This window comes from Ochrobactrum sp. PL_is501, assembly GCF_055816895.1.
Genome location: NZ_JBVPGR010000040.1, coordinates 1 through 13,934, shown reverse-complemented (window position 1 = coordinate 13,934; position 13,934 = coordinate 1). Strand labels below are relative to the sequence as shown.

The following is a 13,934-nucleotide window of genomic DNA, read 5'->3' as shown; positions in this document are numbered from 1 at the left end:
CAGGATTGAAAAAACCCGGTCTCGCGACCGGGTTTTTTGTTACCAGCTGCCGATGTTTTCGGCGGAAGCCCATGGTTCTTGCGGGGCGAGCCGTTCGCCCTTCTGGATCAGTTCGATGGAAATGCCGTCGGGCGACTTGATGAAGGCCATGTGGCCGTCACGCGGCGGACGGTTGATGGTGACGCCTGCGTCCTGCAGCTTCTGGCATGTCGCATAGATGTCATCGACCATATAGGCCAGATGGCCGAAATTGCGCCCGCCCGTATAGGTTTCCGGGTCCCAGTTGTAGGTCAGCTCCAGTTCCGGCGCGCGTTCCGCCTTCGCCCGGTCCGTATCGGAAGGCGCTGCGAGAAAGATCAGCGTGAAGCGGCCCTTTTCATTTTCTGTGCGGCGGATTTCTTCAAGGCCGAGCTTGTTTACATAAAAATCGAGAGATTCATCGATGTCGCGAATTCGGACCATCGTGTGCAGGTAGCGCATAGTCTTTTCCTCGGCTGTTGTGATGCAGAAGGCTGAAGTATGGAAAACGTATGGAAGACCGATTGGTTCGCCCGGAATATCGAATCCGACGCCTGAGCCCGAAGGTCAAGCCATGGCGGACGCAATGCGCCCAAAAATTTGAGGCGGCATATGTGAGCGGAATGTCCTGAAAACAACATTGCCAAATCGATGGCCGGCCATATTTGAGAGCGTGGCGCGGTTTCAGGCGCCGCCGCGCCGGAAAAGTAACCATGAAGTTGTGAAGTGTGTGGTCTTCATGGGGACGGACACAAGTTTGGACTTGCCGCCTCCGGTTAAGGAAGTGTTATTCTTTGGACAAGAATCAGGTCGGAATCGCAACGGAAGAACAGAGGAGGGGCGAACGCATGGCGGACAAGTCTGTGTCAAATGACCAGTTTCACAGCCAGCACGCCTCGGAAGAGCTGGGCGAAATCATCGAAGTTTCGGGCCATATCAAATGGTTCGACGTAGCCAAGGGCTATGGCTTCATCGTTCCGGACCAGCCGGGCCTCAATGACATTCTTCTTCATGTGACTTCGCTGCGTCGCGATGGCTTCCAGACCGCTCTGGAAGGGGCGCGCATCGTCTGTGAAGTCCGGCAGGGCGAACGCGGCCTGCAATGTTTCCGGGTGCTGTCGATGGATACGTCGACCGCCGTTCATCCGGCGCAAATGCCGCCGCAGCGCACCCATGTCACCGTTACGCCGTCGAGCGGACTTGAGCGCGTGATCGTCAAGTGGTTCAACCGCACCAAGGGTTTCGGCTTCCTGACGCGCGGCGAAGGCACGGAAGATATCTTCATCCACATGGAAACGCTGCGTCGTTTCGGCATGATGGAACTGCGCCCCGGTCAGGTGGTGCTCATCCGCTTCGGTGAGGGCGACAAGGGCCTGATGGCTGCTGAAATTCATCCGGATATTGGCACGGCAATTCCCGTTTCTCATTAGGGCATGGTCCGATCGGAGTGAAACGAGGGCGATCAAGATTATGCTACCTGGAGCGCCGATCTGATCCAATCGGATCGAAACGCGCTCGAGCGCGCGCCAATTCAAAGCGTGCCGGATTTACCCGATTGTTGTAACAAGCAGGTGAGGGCTCGGTGCTGATCCTCACGCGGTCTTGTGGTCATCCCGTCCCGTTGATAGGTTCCGGCCTGGTCTTTTTGTTTGAACAGGCAGGTTATGGGCCGTATTTTTCTCGCTTTTGCATTTGTTTTCCTTGCATTCACCACTCGCGCTGATGAAGCACAGCCGATGAGGTTGCCGGTCGACAAGGAGCCGCTGACATTCGTCACCGCCAATGGCAACAAGGTGAATTTTGCGCTTGAAGTCGCAGACACCGACGAAGCCCGCGTTCGCGGCCTGATGTGGCGCACGGATTTTCCGCAGGACCGGGCGATGATCTTCGTATTTGGCGAGATGCGCCGCATCATGATGTGGATGCAGAATACGCCGTCGCCGCTCGATATGGTCTTCCTCGATGACAAGGGGCGAGTATCGGCCATTCACGAAAATGCGGTGCCTTTCTCCGAAAATATCATTTCCTCGGAAGGTCCGGCGGCGTATGTCGTGGAACTTCTGGCCGGCACGGCTAAACGGACCGGCATAAAGATTGGCGACAAGGCCACCCATCGCGTGATCTGCGGCGCTTGCCGATCCTGATCGCAATCAAGAGGAATTTCAGGTGAGTGTCTTCGACATGGACTATTTTGAGCATGACGGCTTGCGTCTGGCATATCGTCAGGATGGAGAAGGAGATCCCATCCTGCTCATTCACGGCTTTGCTTCGTCAAGTCTGGTCAACTGGGTTTCGCCCGGCTGGTTCCGAACGCTGACAGAAGCCGGATATCGTGTCATTGCCATCGATAATCGCGGGCATGGGCTTTCCGCCAAGCCGCATGATGCGGATGAATACACGCCGACCAAGATGGCGGCGGATGCGGCGGCTCTGCTCGATCACCTCGGCATCGAAAAGGCGCATGTCATGGGCTATTCCATGGGCGCCCGCATTACCGCCTTCATGGCTCTCGAACATGCCGGGCGCGTTCATAGCGCCGTTTTCGGCGGACTTGGCATCGGCATGGTCACGGGCGCGGGCGATTGGGAACCGATTGGCGAGGCGCTGCTTGCCGAAGACCCGACGACGATCACGCATCCACGCGGGCAGATGTTTCGCAAATTTGCCGACCAGACCAGGAGCGACCGCATCGCCCTTGCGGCCTGCGTGATTACCTCGAAGGAACTTGTTCCCGCCGCCGCGATAGCGCGCATCATGCAGCCTGTTCTGGTTGCCGTCGGCACGACCGACGATATTGCGGGCAGCGCGCAGGAACTGGCCGATCTTCTGCCCAATGGACAGGCGGTCGACATTCCGGGCCGCGACCATATGCTGGCCGTTGGCGACAAGGTCTACAAGCAGGCGGTCCTGGAGTTTTTGAAAGAAAACCCGCTCTGACGGAAGTTTGATCTTCTGCAAAGTGCGTGCGTCGCAGCCGCGTCAAATTCGGCTGTGTCAAGGCAAGTCTTTTTAAGGTATGCTGCGCGCCGAACTCGTATTGCGGCGCGGGGACTGAGTGAAAGCACGGCTGTCTCTCCCCTCGCGCGGTGCAAAACTGGAGTATGCATATGTCCGTTCGCACATCAGCGAAAGCAGCCCCCGGTCTGGGGCAGGTCGATCCCATCTGGCATTCCATCCGCGCCGAAGCGGAGGAAGCCGCCAAGAACGATCCCGTTCTGGGCACGTTTCTTTATGCGACGATTCTCAATCAGCCAAGTCTGGAAGATGCAGTCACGCATCGCATTTCCGAGCGCCTCGGCCATGCCGACCTGAGCGCCGATATTCTGCGCCAGACTTTTGATGCGATGCTGGATGCCAATCCGGAATGGTCGCAAACCGTGCGCGTCGATATTCAGGCGGTTTATGATCGCGACCCGGCCTATAGCCGCTTCATGGACCCTATCCTTTATCTGAAGGGCTTCCATGCGATCCAGACCCACCGTCTGGCGCATTGGCTTTACCATCAAGGCCGCAAGGATTTCGCCTATTACCTGCAAAGCCGTTCCTCATCGATCTTCCAGACCGATATTCATCCGGCTGCGCGGCTTGGCAGCGGCCTGTTCCTCGATCATGCGACCGGCCTTGTCGTGGGCGAGACGGCTCTGATCGAAGACAATGTTTCGATCCTCCATGGCGTCACGCTTGGCGGCACGGGCAAATCGAGCGGCGACCGTCATCCGAAAATCCGTCATGGCGTGCTGATCGGCGCGGGTGCGAAAATTCTCGGCAATATCGAAGTCGGCCATTGCTCGAAGATCGCCGCCGGGTCGGTGGTTCTGAAGCCTGTGCCGAACAATGTCACGGTCGCCGGTGTGCCTGCCCGGATCATGGGCGATACGGGCTGCGCAGAGCCTTCCCGCGTCATGGACCAGATGCTGGGCGAAGGAATCTAGCCCATTTTCCACCATTGATATCGGTTGAGCCGAAGAAACAGGGCCGCTTGCTGGTTTTCTCCCGCAGGCGGCCTATATGATGACGCAAGCGGCAATTCGCTGGCTACGCCCTTGGGATAGTCGATGTCAGGGGTTTACATAAGAAAATGCCGGGTGCAATAAACCGGCTCAATTCAATTTCAGGAGAAGCCGGTTGAAACCCGAAGAACTCAAAAAACTGGACGCCTATTTCAAACGGACCTTCAATAATCCCGGCCTGCAGGTGAAGGCGCGCCCGCGCAAGAACGACTCCGCCGAGCTTTATCTCGAGGACGAGTTTCTGGGCCTGATCTACAAGGATGAGGACGAGGGCGAACTCTCCTACAATTTCTCGATGGCCATTCTCGACGTCGATCTTTGATCGATCACGGCAATCGCGTCGCTGACGACGCCGATGTCCATGCAGAAATGCTCTTGACGCCCTTTCCCATGGAGAGGGCGTTTTGTTGTTGAAACGTGCTTGCGAGAATTCACCAAGACCATGCTGCTGCTATGGTGTGGAAACGGAACCGAGCGGTATGAAGTCTGCGACTATCCCTGATTCCGGTGCGAGTTCATGAAATTCCGCTTTTCACTGACCGTTCTCATGGTCGCCCTGTCGTTTCCGGGGCGGGCAGCAGTTCTAGGCACCATCGAAACCGAGCAGGACGATGGCTCCCGGTCGGTGGTTGAAATTCTGGATGAACCTCAAAGCGTCGGCAAATGCGACGGCGCTTATGCCGCCGCAGCCTATGTCACGGAGGGTGATTTTTCCCTGCCTGCCGGAAAAGGATGCTGGAAGGTGCTCGGATCGGCGGACATGCTGAAGCTGGAAATCGTGCTGAACGCCACGGAGGAACGTGTCGTGAGCGGCGTTCCGCTGAACAAGATCAAGTTCCGGCAAGATGGACAAAAAGCTTTTGAGGAACTAACGGGCAATCCGGGGCACTCAGGACCGCCGATGCCGCTCCAATCCATCGATTAATGCCAGCAAGCCAAAATCGAACAGGTTCTCCGGGCCGTCGGCATCCAGCACGGCGATAGCTTCGGCGATTTTTGGCGTCGCGGCTATGTTCGCCGCATCGGAAGCCGTGCTTTCGTGCATGTCAGCTTGTTGTTCCAGCGCCGAACCGACAACGTAATGGCTGATGGCGATCAGCGCGCGCGCTGCATCTGCGGGCGTGAATCCCGCCTCAACTAGATACCCGATCTGCGCTTCCGCCTGTCCCATCTGATTGTTGGTCGGGCGCGTTCCGGCATGGATGCGCGCACCGTCGCGGTAAGTCAGCAAGGCTCGCCGGAAACTGCGCGCATTTTCAATCAGGAACTGACGCCAGTTCTCCCCGGCGCGCGGCAGGGCGCGGTCGTGATGTTCGGCCAGAATCGTTTCGGCAAGGGCATCGAGCAAGACACGCTTGTTCTTGAAATGCCAGTAGAGCGCGGGCTGCTGTACGCCAAGCCGTTCCGCAAGGCGGCGTGTCGTCAGGCCCTCTTCTCCGACTTCATTCAGTAATTCCAGTGCCGTGCGTATCACGGCGTCGCGATGCAGTTTTGCCAATGCGGTTCATCCAATCCGTTGCCTCTTGACAATTTATCACCGATAAATTTTAAGTCCAACTACTTATCAGTGATAAATTATGAGGCTGGCATGAACCGCACATTGATGATTGTTCTGGCTGTTGCGGCGCTGGATGCGGCTGGCATCGGTCTGGTGATGCCTGTTCTCCCGAGCTTGCTGCGCGATGTGGCCCATACGGACGATGTGGCGGGGCATTACGGAATATTGTTGTCGCTCTATGCGCTGATGCAGGTTTTCTTCGCGCCTGTACTCGGGCGAATGTCTGATCGTTTTGGCCGCAAGCCCGTCTTGCTTGGGTCGCTGATCGGGGCAACGATTGATTATGCGATTATGTCTGCCGCGCCCCATATCTGGGTTCTCTATATCGGCCGTATCCTGTCAGGCGTGATGGGGGCAACGATGGCGGTGGGCGGTGCCTGCATCGCCGACACGATGGAGGAGGGAACGCGCGCCCGAGCTTTCGGCTGGCTCGGTGCGTGTTATGGCGGCGGCATGATTCTCGGGCCGGTGATCGGCGGCGCATTGGGCAATGTGTCGCCGACAGCACCCTTCGCGGCGGCGGCTTTGGTCAGTGGCTGCATGGCTTTGGCGGTTTACCTGCTTATGCCTCGGCTCCGCCCGGAGGCCGAACAGGAGCCGCAGGCAGAAGGATTGCTGAAAGCCTTTCTGCCGTCCGGTGTGCAAAAGGGGCTGAAGCCGTTGCTATGGGTGTTTTTCATTCTGCAATTGGTGGGGCAGGTTCCTGCTGCCTTGTGGGTGATCTTCACCGAAGATCGATTCCATTGGGACACGACCTATGTCGGCCTGTCGCTTGCGGCCTTCGGTCTGCTGCATGCCCTGTTCCAGTGGTTGGGCACGGGCCGTCTCGTCGCGGCGATTGGAGCCGGATGCACGATAATGATCGGGATCATCGCTGACGGGGTGGGCATGGCATCCCTCGCCATCGCTACGCAAGTCTGGATGGTCGCACCGATTCTCATCCTGCTGGCTTTTGGCGGGATAGCGATGCCTGCCTTGCAATCAGTACTGTCGGACCGGATCAGCCATGACCGGCAAGGTGCGCTTCAGGGAACTCTCGCGAGCCTTACCAATATCAGTGCCGTTGTCGGGCCGCTCGTTTTCACGGCCCTTTATTCAATGACAGCCGCCAGTTGGAATGGATGGGTATGGCTGGTGGGGCCAGCCGTCTATCTGCTGGCTGTTCCGTCTATGATGCTCGTCCGGAATCAGCCGGCGCGGTTGCCGTCAAGAAGATGAGTGTTCGCGAAATCGACGACCGCCTTGTCCAGTGACTTCCAGTCGCCCAGCATGGAGCGGGGGAAACGATAGAGTATCTGCAAGTCGCGTCCGAACTGGACGTCGCGTTCGCATGAATTGAAACTTTCCGCCTCGCTGTCGGCGAGGCATCGCGCTACAAATTCCGGCTTGCCGCTGCTCGTGTCGGACAGGAGCAGTTCCTCGCCCTTGTAGCCGCTGTTTTCCAGAAACCGGTGTGCCGTCAGGTTTCCGGGGGCGGCTTCCCCATCGGGATCTATCAGTTCGGCGTAGATCGGCAGGTAACGCCCGCTCATGTCGCGGGACATGGTGCGCTGTTCGATCGACATGAAAATCAGGTGCCGCTTCGGGGTCAGAAGGTTGAAGATGGCGCGGTCGCGTTCCGTATAGCCGGTAAGCCCCGGCCAGCGGGCATAAAGATCAAGGCGACCCGTCACCCCGCCGCGCCGCTGATTCGAGAAGCGGATCATATTGGCGGGAATCGAGAGGACATTGTTGCCGATGATGATCTCATAGGCTTGCGTATTGGCGGAATGCCCGCCGCGGGCAATCAGCGGGCCGAGCAGGCGCCCGCCTACATTGATGGCGACCGAAAGGAGAACCAGCGCGACAACGGCCAGCAGCAGCCAGCCGAAGAGCCGGTTGCTCGTTTTCGAGGCGGTGTAGTCGGGTGCTGTTTCCATTTGGCCAGAATATCTGTCTTCTATGGTTAACAGAGCGTGAAACCGCGCTTGTCTGGCCGCCTGAAACGGCTTAGCGATTCAGTATCGAGTTTGCAGATGGAGGATAAACTATGCCGATCTATGCTTATAACGGTCACAAGCCGCAATTCACGGACCGCAGCAGCAATTGGATCGCGCCTGATGCGACCCTGATCGGCAAGATCGTCGTGGGTGAAAATGCCGGGTTCTGGTTCGGCGCTGTTTTGCGCGGCGATAATGAGCCGATCACCATTGGCGACGACACCAATGTTCAGGAACACACTATCATGCATACCGATATCGGCTTTCCGCTCACGGTGGGGAAGGGCTGCACCATCGGTCATCGGGCGATTCTTCACGGCTGCACGGTTGGCGACAATACGCTGATCGGCATGGGCGCGATCGTTCTCAATGGAGCGAAGATCGGAAAGAACTGCCTTATCGGGGCAGGGGCTCTTGTGACCGAGGGCAAGGATATACCGGATAATTCGCTCGTCGTCGGTTCTCCAGCAAGGGTTCTCCGGGAGCTGGACGCGGCAGCGGTGGAAAAACTCAAACTATCGGCAGAGCATTATGTGGAGAAGGCGCGGTCCTTCATGCGCGGCCTGGAACCTGCCTGAAATGAAAAGGACGGGGCCAGAGGGAGGCTGGCTTCCCGTCCTTTTCGATTTGGCCTTTTGATCAGTTCTTGATGCTGCCGACGAGAAGTTCGCGGTCGCTCTTGATCGAAACCCAGCTGCCGGTGTTGGTGGCCGACTGGCGCTTGAGATAGGTATAGTCGGTCTTGTTCCAGGCGAGGACGCGGCTATCGAGATTGTCGAGAATGAAGTCGCCGCGGTCGGTGCGGACGGTCAAAACCGCGTGGCCTTCGCCATTCGGCTGGCGGACAACCGTGAAAAGCAGCGTATTGGCCGGGATGCCGAGCGCCATCAGTTCGCGACGCTTTAAAAGCATATAGTCGTCGCAATCGCCGACCGTCGTCGGATATTCCCAATATTCCTCGCGGCCCCAGGCTTCCATGTCGGTCATCGGCGCGATCTTTTCGTTGACGCTCGCATTGACCGAGATAATCTGCTTCCAGATTTCCGGCGTCAGCTTCAGCATGTTGCTGTTGCGGCTGGTGATATTGCATTCGGACCTGTAGCGGTCGCAGAATTCATAATGGCCGATTGGCTGTGACGTGCGTTCGCCGGTGGTCATCCACGGTGAGTTGGAGGCGGGGCTTGCGGCTTCTGCCAGTCCGATTCCTAGCAGCATCAAAATGGCTGCGATGATGGTCTGCTTCGTCATTCTTTTGTCTCCCTGTTGGGGACCAAGATGACTTAGACAATTTGAAGGCACGCAAATTTACGCGCGAAAATGCGAGTCAAATTCGATTAAAAGTGCAAATAACGCTGAAACTTTTTGTCAACGAACGGACAAATTCAGGGCAAACCGGGCTATTTTCGTGGCTTTTCTGTGATTCCGGCCTTTTTGGGGTTTGCCATTCCGTAACCTTGACGCGCATTCATCTTTGGGCCAGCGGCTTTCAGCCGAAAAGATTGTCCAGTGTCGTGCTGGTCTGGATGGTGGCGAATTCGATTGCGAAACCACCCTGAAAATGGCGAACGACAGTGCCCCGGATCGGCCCGAGCATGACGCCGCTCTTGATCGGGGGCTTGAACTCGCTTTCGATAGCCGCACCGGAAAGCGAAAGGTCGGCGATGCGGCACAGTCTTTGCGTACCGTCGCCGAAAGTGATGTTGTGCCGGGTCTTGCGCGGGGCAACGCGTTCGTGGCGGCGGTCCTCAGGAAGAGCAAGCTCGTGCTTGTTGGCAAGCCAGGTCAGCTGGGCGGAAAGCTTGTCTTTCTTCTGTTCGGAGGTCGACAGGAGAATGTGAAAGCCTTCGGAGGTAACCTCATTGGCAATTCCCTCAATCCGCCCCACATGGTCGACATAGGCGATGATCCGCTCGCCGTTTCGCGGTGTCGCTATACCGCTCAACAGGGCCGTGCCGGGCGACATACGCTTGATAATGCATGGAAATTCGCTGCGATCTTCCAGCATGTAACGACCGTTGAGATCGACATTCACGGCGTTGAAGTTTTCCTGCCGCACAGTGGTCGCAGAAGATGCCGCAGCAAATCTGTTCATCAAAGTCGATCCATTCCGAATTTCCGCACTCTCATTACCCGTGACAATATAGTAGCCGTCGATAAAGAGAAATCGCGATTTCAACCGGGCGTCAGGCTTTGCCGCCCTTGATGACGCGAAGTTTGGGTGCCGCATGCGGCTCCGTCAGGCGAATATTCGTCCACTCCCGGCCTGTTCGGGGGGCGTTGACCCTGATGGCTGCCGATTTCCGGATGTCATCGACCAGAATCAGATCGGGCGCCACCGGCTCGATAGAGTTCAAATGGCCGAGTACGATTGGGTCGGCGCCGACCCATGTGACGGAATCAAGCACGGCGATGCTGCCGAGAAGACTTGTCCGCACGCCGGGCGTTTCGAGCGGGGCGAGGAACATTTCAAGCCTGAGGCTTCGTCCAGACATGCTGATTCCGGCATGCGAAACGAGGGCAGGGATCTCAAGGGAAGTTACGTTTTGCGTCAGTTCGCGGAGAGCCGTGCGGTCACGCTCCGACCAGAGCGAGAGGAACCGGGTGTTCTTCAGTTCCCGCCCGAAAAGGGTGCAGATGCGTGTTCCCGCCAGACGAAACGACAAATCGCCGTGTTTGTCGGCTTCAAGGAAGAAGAGATCGGATAGATGGCGTCCGAGCTTGCGCGGCTCGATCCGTTCGCGTGTCGGCGCGCGAAAGGTGCCGCGTTCCGTGCGGGCCAAGCGCTGCCATTCGCTGAAAATCGCGATCGTACTGCGGTGTTTCATCCTGCGCCGTTGGTTTGTTCGTGAAAGGCGGAAGCTGGCTCCGCTGCTGAACGCATTAAAATAGTATTAACGGCGAGTATGCCAGTTTAACCCTTTCTTCATCCACCGGGCTCGTTCGTTAAGGTTAATAATAAGTAATGGTTGCGCAATTTTAAAAGACGCGCTTTGATGAGACTTCAGACGAAGCCTTTGACTTGCTTGGCGTTTTTCTGAGCTCCAGATTTGAATTTCGCGAAAGATTTCTGTTCGCGTCAAGGCCGGTCGGGAACCTCCGCCGGCCTTTATTTTTAACAAATTGTGCCCTATCAACGTTCAACCCCATGCAAACGGCTGCTTCGAGCTGGTTGCGGGTGTTTCGCATAAAGTAAAGGGCAGCAGTTCATGAGCGTTCCCCAGCCGGAAATGAACGGCACCAACCGACAGTCGGGCGGCAGCGAGCCGATATTCAATATTCCGGGCGTGGTGATAGCTCTGATCGGCCTGTGCGCCGCAGTCTATATCTATCAGAACTACCTCATCAGCGAGCAGCAGAACTATGAGTTCATGCTGAACTTCGCGCTTATTCCAGCACGATTCTCTCTTGCGGATGGCTTTACCGATCCGGCGGCGCTTTTCACGCTGATCAGCTATTCCTTCATGCATGGCGGCATCGCTCATATTGCCGTCAACATGATCTGGCTGGCAGCTTTTGGCTCCCCGCTCGCGGGCCGCATCGGCACCGGGCGGATGATTATTTTCTGGATATTCACTTCGGTGATTGCCGGCCTGACCCATTATGCGATCTATCCAGACAGCGTTTCGCCGATGGTGGGCGCATCGGGCGCCATTTCAGGCATGATGGGTGCCGCCGCACGCTATGGTTTCCGTCGTATAGGCCACGGGCGCAGATCGGAGTTCGCAGGCCCTGTTCTTCCGGTAGGGCTGACCCTGACGCTGAAGCCTGTGCTGACTTTTGTCGGGGTCTGGTTCGTGATCAACATCATCACCGGTCTTTATTCGACGGGCGGCGCTGACTTTTCCGGCATTGCCTGGGAAGCGCATATAGGCGGCTTCATTGCCGGGTTCTTCGGCATTTCGCTGATGGACCGCCCACGCAGTTATGATGCCGTGCTGAGGCGATAGATTCCCTTCTCCCCATTCGATGCCACTTGCCAATCTGACGTTCGAAGCGCACCATCATGGAACGTGGTGGGAGGAGCTGCGTTCTGCTTCATACGGCGCTGGAGCGTCCGAAGCAGCAAGTGCTAAATCTTGGAGGGACTTTGGCATGACCGTAAGATCGATTCTCGAAACAAAGGGCAGGGATGTGGTGATAATCGCGCCTGCCGATACGCTATCCCACGCTGTCGCGATGTTGAACAAACACAAGATCGGTGCGCTGGTGGTGTGCGACGAGGCCGGTCGAATCAAGGGCATTCTGTCTGAGCGCGATGTCGTGCGTGCTGTCGCCGCGCAGGAAACCAAAGCCATGAGCATGCCGGTTGCCGAAGTCATGACCGCGAAAGTGCAGGTCTGCCGCGAACATCATACGATCAATCAGGTGATGGAGATCATGACGCGAAGCCGTTTCCGCCATATGCCGGTGGAAGAAGGCGGCAAGCTCGTGGGAATCGTTTCAATCGGCGACGTGGTGAAGCGGCGCATCGAGGATGTCGAGCGCGAGGCGGAAGATATCCGCACCTATATCGCAACTGCCTGAGAGCCTGTTCCAAAAGTCGCCCTCGTGTGGCTGCATGCCGCTTTTTTATTCAGGCTCCGATTGGCTTCTCCATATCTCCCGGCGGCAAACCGGCCGGGAGGCATTTTTCGGAAAATAAAATCGAATCAACGCGCGCGGAGATATCGCTCGGCGGCATAGAGGGAAATCGCTGCGGCATTCGACACATTGAGCGACTTGATTTCACCCGGCATGTCGAGACGGGCAAGCGCGGTGACGGTTTCGCGCGTCTTTTGGCGCAGGCCTTTGCCTTCTGCACCGAGGACCAGAGCGATTCGTCCGCCGGACAATGTGGCTTCCATCTCCAGTGGACCTTCCGAATCAAGGCCGATTGTCTGGAAGCCAAGGCTGTGCAGCTCTTCGATCGCTTCGGCGAGATTGCGCACTTCGATATGCGAGATCATTTCAAGCGCGCCGGAGGCGGCTTTCGCCAGAACGCCGGTTTCCTGGGGGCTATGGCGGCTTGTGGTAATCAGCGCGCCAGCACCAAACGCGACGGCTGAACGCATGATCGCGCCGACATTGTGCGGGTCTGTCACCTGATCGAGAACGAGAAGCAGAGGGCTGTCCTTGAGTTCCGACAGTTTTCTGGCGCGAAGCGGTTCTGCTTCGATCATGACGCCTTGATGGACGGCCTCGGACCCCGTTTCCTTGTCTATATCGCGCGGGTCGACGATCTCGACCGGGAAGGGAAGAGATTCGGCTTCCCCGATTTCCAGCCGGGCGAAGCCGTTTCGCGTGGCGCGCATGCGCAATATGTTGCGTTCCGGGTTTTCCACGGCGGCGCGAACTGTATGAAGGCCATAAAGGCGAACGGTTCCCTCCGTCACGGCGCTTGCCGAAATGGTTGGGCGTTGCGGCTTGCGCGGTGATTTGCCTTCGGTCACGGCCTTCTGGTCGCGATGCTGGCGGCGCAGGCGCGCATAATGAGAATCTTTTGGTGTGCGGGGCGGGTTTTGATCGGTCATGGCGTGCTTATAGCTCTTTAGAAGGGCGGAAGATAGCGGCTTGCCCCGCAAATGCTATCAGGCTGTTATGATTGCAAAATAATTCGCAAAGCCCGGTTTAGCGGGCTTTCTTGCCCTATGGACGGCCAGAGGCGGGCGATGTTTCCACGGCGTTGTGGATGAACATGCATTCTTTTCGCTTTTACCCTGTTGACAGCGGATAAGCTTATCGTCATAAGGCCCCTCGCGGATCGACGGCTGGCCCAACAGTCAGCCAGAAGCCCCGCGGAAATGCCTAGTCGCTCGACTCTGCTGATAGTGATATCTGGAGGGATGCCCGAGTGGTTAAAGGGGACGGACTGTAAATCCGTTGGCTATGCCTACGTTGGTTCAAATCCAACTCCCTCCACCACTGTCGGATCAGAGTTAAGAGTGCGCGGGTATAGCTCAATGGTAGAGCAGCAGCCTTCCAAGCTGAATACGCGGGTTCGATTCCCGCTACCCGCTCCAAAAATTTCAGGGCGGTTTGGCGTGTAAGGAATCATCGACGGGCGGTTCGCCGTTCCGTTTTGGCATAAATGCTGGTCCGGAAGCCAAAAGGCTTTTGTGCTGGCGCTTGAGCGGTTCTAGAACAAAGAGAACAACGGCGATGGCAAAGAGCAAATTCGAACGTACGAAACCCCACGTTAACATCGGCACGATTGGTCACGTTGACCATGGCAAGACGTCGCTGACTGCGGCGATCACGAAGTACTTTGGTGACTTCAAGGCCTATGACCAGATCGACGCAGCGCCGGAAGAAAAGGCGCGCGGCATCACGATCTCGACCTCGCATGTGGAATATGAGACGGCCAACCGTCACTATGCCCACGTCGACTGC

General features: G+C 57.1%; 18 protein-coding genes and 2 tRNA genes. 13 read left to right on the top strand and 7 right to left on the bottom strand.

Annotated elements, in window-relative coordinates; genetic code table 11:
* Positions 1 to 39 precede the first annotated feature (39 nt).
* Positions 40 to 480: a lactoylglutathione lyase gene (gloA, locus tag AC0TOF_RS19625; protein WP_112702470.1), complete on the bottom strand. Its 441-nt coding sequence runs from the start codon at positions 478 to 480 to the stop codon at positions 40 to 42.
* Positions 481 to 866: 386 nt separating this feature from the next.
* On the opposite strand from gloA, the gene AC0TOF_RS19620 reads away from it, so the two are divergent.
* The 6 genes from AC0TOF_RS19620 (at position 867) to AC0TOF_RS19595 (ending at position 4,953) form a co-directional block, all read left to right on the top strand.
* Positions 867 to 1,448, top strand: a complete 582-nt coding sequence (locus tag AC0TOF_RS19620; protein WP_122002432.1) for a cold-shock protein — start codon at positions 867 to 869, stop codon at positions 1,446 to 1,448.
* Positions 1,449 to 1,682: 234 nt separating this feature from the next.
* On the top strand, positions 1,683 to 2,162 hold the full coding sequence (locus AC0TOF_RS19615) for a DUF192 domain-containing protein (RefSeq protein WP_473769502.1): 480 nt from the start codon (positions 1,683 to 1,685) through the stop codon (positions 2,160 to 2,162).
* Positions 2,163 to 2,199: 37 nt separating this feature from the next.
* A complete protein-coding gene (locus AC0TOF_RS19610) occupies positions 2,200 to 2,955 on the top strand; it encodes an alpha/beta fold hydrolase (RefSeq protein ID WP_473769832.1) in 756 nt (251 codons plus the stop codon).
* 170 nt (positions 2,956 to 3,125) lie between these two features.
* Positions 3,126 to 3,950 (top strand): serine O-acetyltransferase, encoded by an 825-nt coding sequence (gene cysE, locus AC0TOF_RS19605; RefSeq protein ID WP_122002419.1) that lies wholly within the window; start codon positions 3,126 to 3,128, stop codon positions 3,948 to 3,950.
* A gap of 193 nt (positions 3,951 to 4,143) precedes the next feature.
* The gene (locus AC0TOF_RS19600; RefSeq protein ID WP_006467055.1) at positions 4,144 to 4,350 is read left to right on the top strand and encodes a DUF3126 family protein; all 207 of its coding nucleotides are present in this window, start codon (positions 4,144 to 4,146) and stop codon (positions 4,348 to 4,350) included.
* Positions 4,351 to 4,545: 195 nt separating this feature from the next.
* Positions 4,546 to 4,953: a hypothetical protein gene (locus tag AC0TOF_RS19595; RefSeq protein WP_473769501.1), complete on the top strand. Its 408-nt coding sequence runs from the start codon at positions 4,546 to 4,548 to the stop codon at positions 4,951 to 4,953.
* Here AC0TOF_RS19595 and tetR read toward each other — a convergent pair.
* Positions 4,918 to 5,526 (bottom strand): tetracycline resistance transcriptional repressor TetR, encoded by a 609-nt coding sequence (gene tetR, locus AC0TOF_RS19590; RefSeq protein ID WP_473769500.1) that lies wholly within the window; start codon positions 5,524 to 5,526, stop codon positions 4,918 to 4,920. The genes AC0TOF_RS19595 and tetR overlap by 36 nt on opposite strands.
* Before the next feature lie 90 nt (positions 5,527 to 5,616).
* Here tetR and tet point away from each other — a divergent pair, with 90 nt between their 5' ends.
* A complete protein-coding gene (gene tet, locus AC0TOF_RS19585) occupies positions 5,617 to 6,804 on the top strand; it encodes a Tet(A)/Tet(B)/Tet(C) family tetracycline efflux MFS transporter (protein WP_473769499.1) in 1,188 nt (395 codons plus the stop codon).
* Here the strand turns inward: tet and AC0TOF_RS19580 are convergent.
* On the bottom strand, positions 6,774 to 7,505 hold the full coding sequence (locus AC0TOF_RS19580; protein ID WP_473769498.1) for a hypothetical protein: 732 nt from the start codon (positions 7,503 to 7,505) through the stop codon (positions 6,774 to 6,776). The genes tet and AC0TOF_RS19580 overlap by 31 nt on opposite strands.
* A 110-nt stretch (positions 7,506 to 7,615) precedes the next feature.
* Here AC0TOF_RS19580 and AC0TOF_RS19575 point away from each other — a divergent pair, with 110 nt between their 5' ends.
* On the top strand, positions 7,616 to 8,143 hold the full coding sequence (locus tag AC0TOF_RS19575) for a gamma carbonic anhydrase family protein (RefSeq protein ID WP_473769497.1): 528 nt from the start codon (positions 7,616 to 7,618) through the stop codon (positions 8,141 to 8,143).
* A 61-nt stretch (positions 8,144 to 8,204) separates the two neighbouring features.
* Here the strand turns inward: AC0TOF_RS19575 and AC0TOF_RS19570 are convergent, their stop codons facing one another.
* The 3 genes from AC0TOF_RS19570 to AC0TOF_RS19560 form a co-directional block, all read right to left on the bottom strand.
* A complete protein-coding gene (locus AC0TOF_RS19570) occupies positions 8,205 to 8,813 on the bottom strand; it encodes a transglutaminase-like cysteine peptidase (RefSeq protein ID WP_473769496.1) in 609 nt (202 codons plus the stop codon).
* A 238-nt stretch (positions 8,814 to 9,051) separates the two neighbouring features.
* Positions 9,052 to 9,657 (bottom strand): PilZ domain-containing protein, encoded by a 606-nt coding sequence (locus tag AC0TOF_RS19565; protein ID WP_473769495.1) that lies wholly within the window; start codon positions 9,655 to 9,657, stop codon positions 9,052 to 9,054.
* 91 nt (positions 9,658 to 9,748) lie between these two features.
* Positions 9,749 to 10,390, bottom strand: coding sequence for a PAS domain-containing protein (locus AC0TOF_RS19560; protein WP_473769494.1), 642 nt, complete (start codon positions 10,388 to 10,390; stop codon positions 9,749 to 9,751).
* 381 nt (positions 10,391 to 10,771) lie between these two features.
* Here AC0TOF_RS19560 and AC0TOF_RS19555 point away from each other — a divergent pair, with 381 nt between their 5' ends.
* Together AC0TOF_RS19555 and AC0TOF_RS19550 are read left to right on the top strand one after the other, a co-directional pair.
* On the top strand, positions 10,772 to 11,512 hold the full coding sequence (locus AC0TOF_RS19555; protein ID WP_473769493.1) for a rhomboid family intramembrane serine protease: 741 nt from the start codon (positions 10,772 to 10,774) through the stop codon (positions 11,510 to 11,512).
* A 145-nt stretch (positions 11,513 to 11,657) separates the two neighbouring features.
* The gene (locus AC0TOF_RS19550; protein WP_122002410.1) at positions 11,658 to 12,089 is read left to right on the top strand and encodes a CBS domain-containing protein; all 432 of its coding nucleotides are present in this window, start codon (positions 11,658 to 11,660) and stop codon (positions 12,087 to 12,089) included.
* Between the two features lie 125 nt (positions 12,090 to 12,214).
* On the opposite strand, the gene rlmB is transcribed toward AC0TOF_RS19550, so the two are convergent.
* Complete coding sequence (gene rlmB, locus AC0TOF_RS19545) at positions 12,215 to 13,075, bottom strand: 23S rRNA (guanosine(2251)-2'-O)-methyltransferase RlmB (RefSeq protein WP_473769492.1); 861 nt, start codon at positions 13,073 to 13,075, stop codon at positions 12,215 to 12,217.
* Positions 13,076 to 13,381: 306 nt separating this feature from the next.
* On the opposite strand from rlmB, the gene AC0TOF_RS19540 reads away from it, so the two are divergent.
* From AC0TOF_RS19540 to AC0TOF_RS19530, 3 genes are all read left to right on the top strand, one after another.
* A tRNA-Tyr gene (locus AC0TOF_RS19540) sits at positions 13,382 to 13,466 on the top strand.
* A 24-nt stretch (positions 13,467 to 13,490) separates the two neighbouring features.
* Positions 13,491 to 13,564 (top strand) — tRNA-Gly (locus tag AC0TOF_RS19535).
* A gap of 139 nt (positions 13,565 to 13,703) precedes the next feature.
* Positions 13,704 to 13,934 (top strand): GTP-binding protein (locus AC0TOF_RS19530; RefSeq protein WP_473769491.1); only part of this gene is annotated, 231 nt, incomplete at its 3' end.

Excerpts from the sequence above, each read along its gene's own strand:
- cysE (WP_122002419.1), top strand. The coding sequence starts at position 3,126 with ATGTCCGTTCGCACATCAGCGAAAGCAGCCCCCGGTCTGGGGCAGGTC.
- AC0TOF_RS19570 (WP_473769496.1), bottom strand. The coding sequence starts at position 8,813 with ATGACGAAGCAGACCATCATCGCAGCCATTTTGATGCTGCTAGGAATC.
- AC0TOF_RS19595 (WP_473769501.1), top strand. The coding sequence starts at position 4,546 with ATGAAATTCCGCTTTTCACTGACCGTTCTCATGGTCGCCCTGTCGTTT.
- AC0TOF_RS19565 (WP_473769495.1), bottom strand. The coding sequence starts at position 9,657 with ATGAACAGATTTGCTGCGGCATCTTCTGCGACCACTGTGCGGCAGGAA.
- AC0TOF_RS19555 (WP_473769493.1), top strand. The coding sequence starts at position 10,772 with ATGAGCGTTCCCCAGCCGGAAATGAACGGCACCAACCGACAGTCGGGC.
- AC0TOF_RS19580 (WP_473769498.1), bottom strand. The coding sequence starts at position 7,505 with ATGGAAACAGCACCCGACTACACCGCCTCGAAAACGAGCAACCGGCTC.
- tet (WP_473769499.1), top strand. The coding sequence starts at position 5,617 with ATGAACCGCACATTGATGATTGTTCTGGCTGTTGCGGCGCTGGATGCG.
- AC0TOF_RS19550 (WP_122002410.1), top strand. The coding sequence starts at position 11,658 with ATGACCGTAAGATCGATTCTCGAAACAAAGGGCAGGGATGTGGTGATA.
- AC0TOF_RS19560 (WP_473769494.1), bottom strand. The coding sequence starts at position 10,390 with ATGAAACACCGCAGTACGATCGCGATTTTCAGCGAATGGCAGCGCTTG.
- AC0TOF_RS19610 (WP_473769832.1), top strand. The coding sequence starts at position 2,200 with ATGGACTATTTTGAGCATGACGGCTTGCGTCTGGCATATCGTCAGGAT.
- rlmB (WP_473769492.1), bottom strand. The coding sequence starts at position 13,075 with ATGACCGATCAAAACCCGCCCCGCACACCAAAAGATTCTCATTATGCG.
- gloA (WP_112702470.1), bottom strand. The coding sequence starts at position 480 with ATGCGCTACCTGCACACGATGGTCCGAATTCGCGACATCGATGAATCT.
- AC0TOF_RS19620 (WP_122002432.1), top strand. The coding sequence starts at position 867 with ATGGCGGACAAGTCTGTGTCAAATGACCAGTTTCACAGCCAGCACGCC.
- AC0TOF_RS19575 (WP_473769497.1), top strand. The coding sequence starts at position 7,616 with ATGCCGATCTATGCTTATAACGGTCACAAGCCGCAATTCACGGACCGC.
- AC0TOF_RS19615 (WP_473769502.1), top strand. The coding sequence starts at position 1,683 with ATGGGCCGTATTTTTCTCGCTTTTGCATTTGTTTTCCTTGCATTCACC.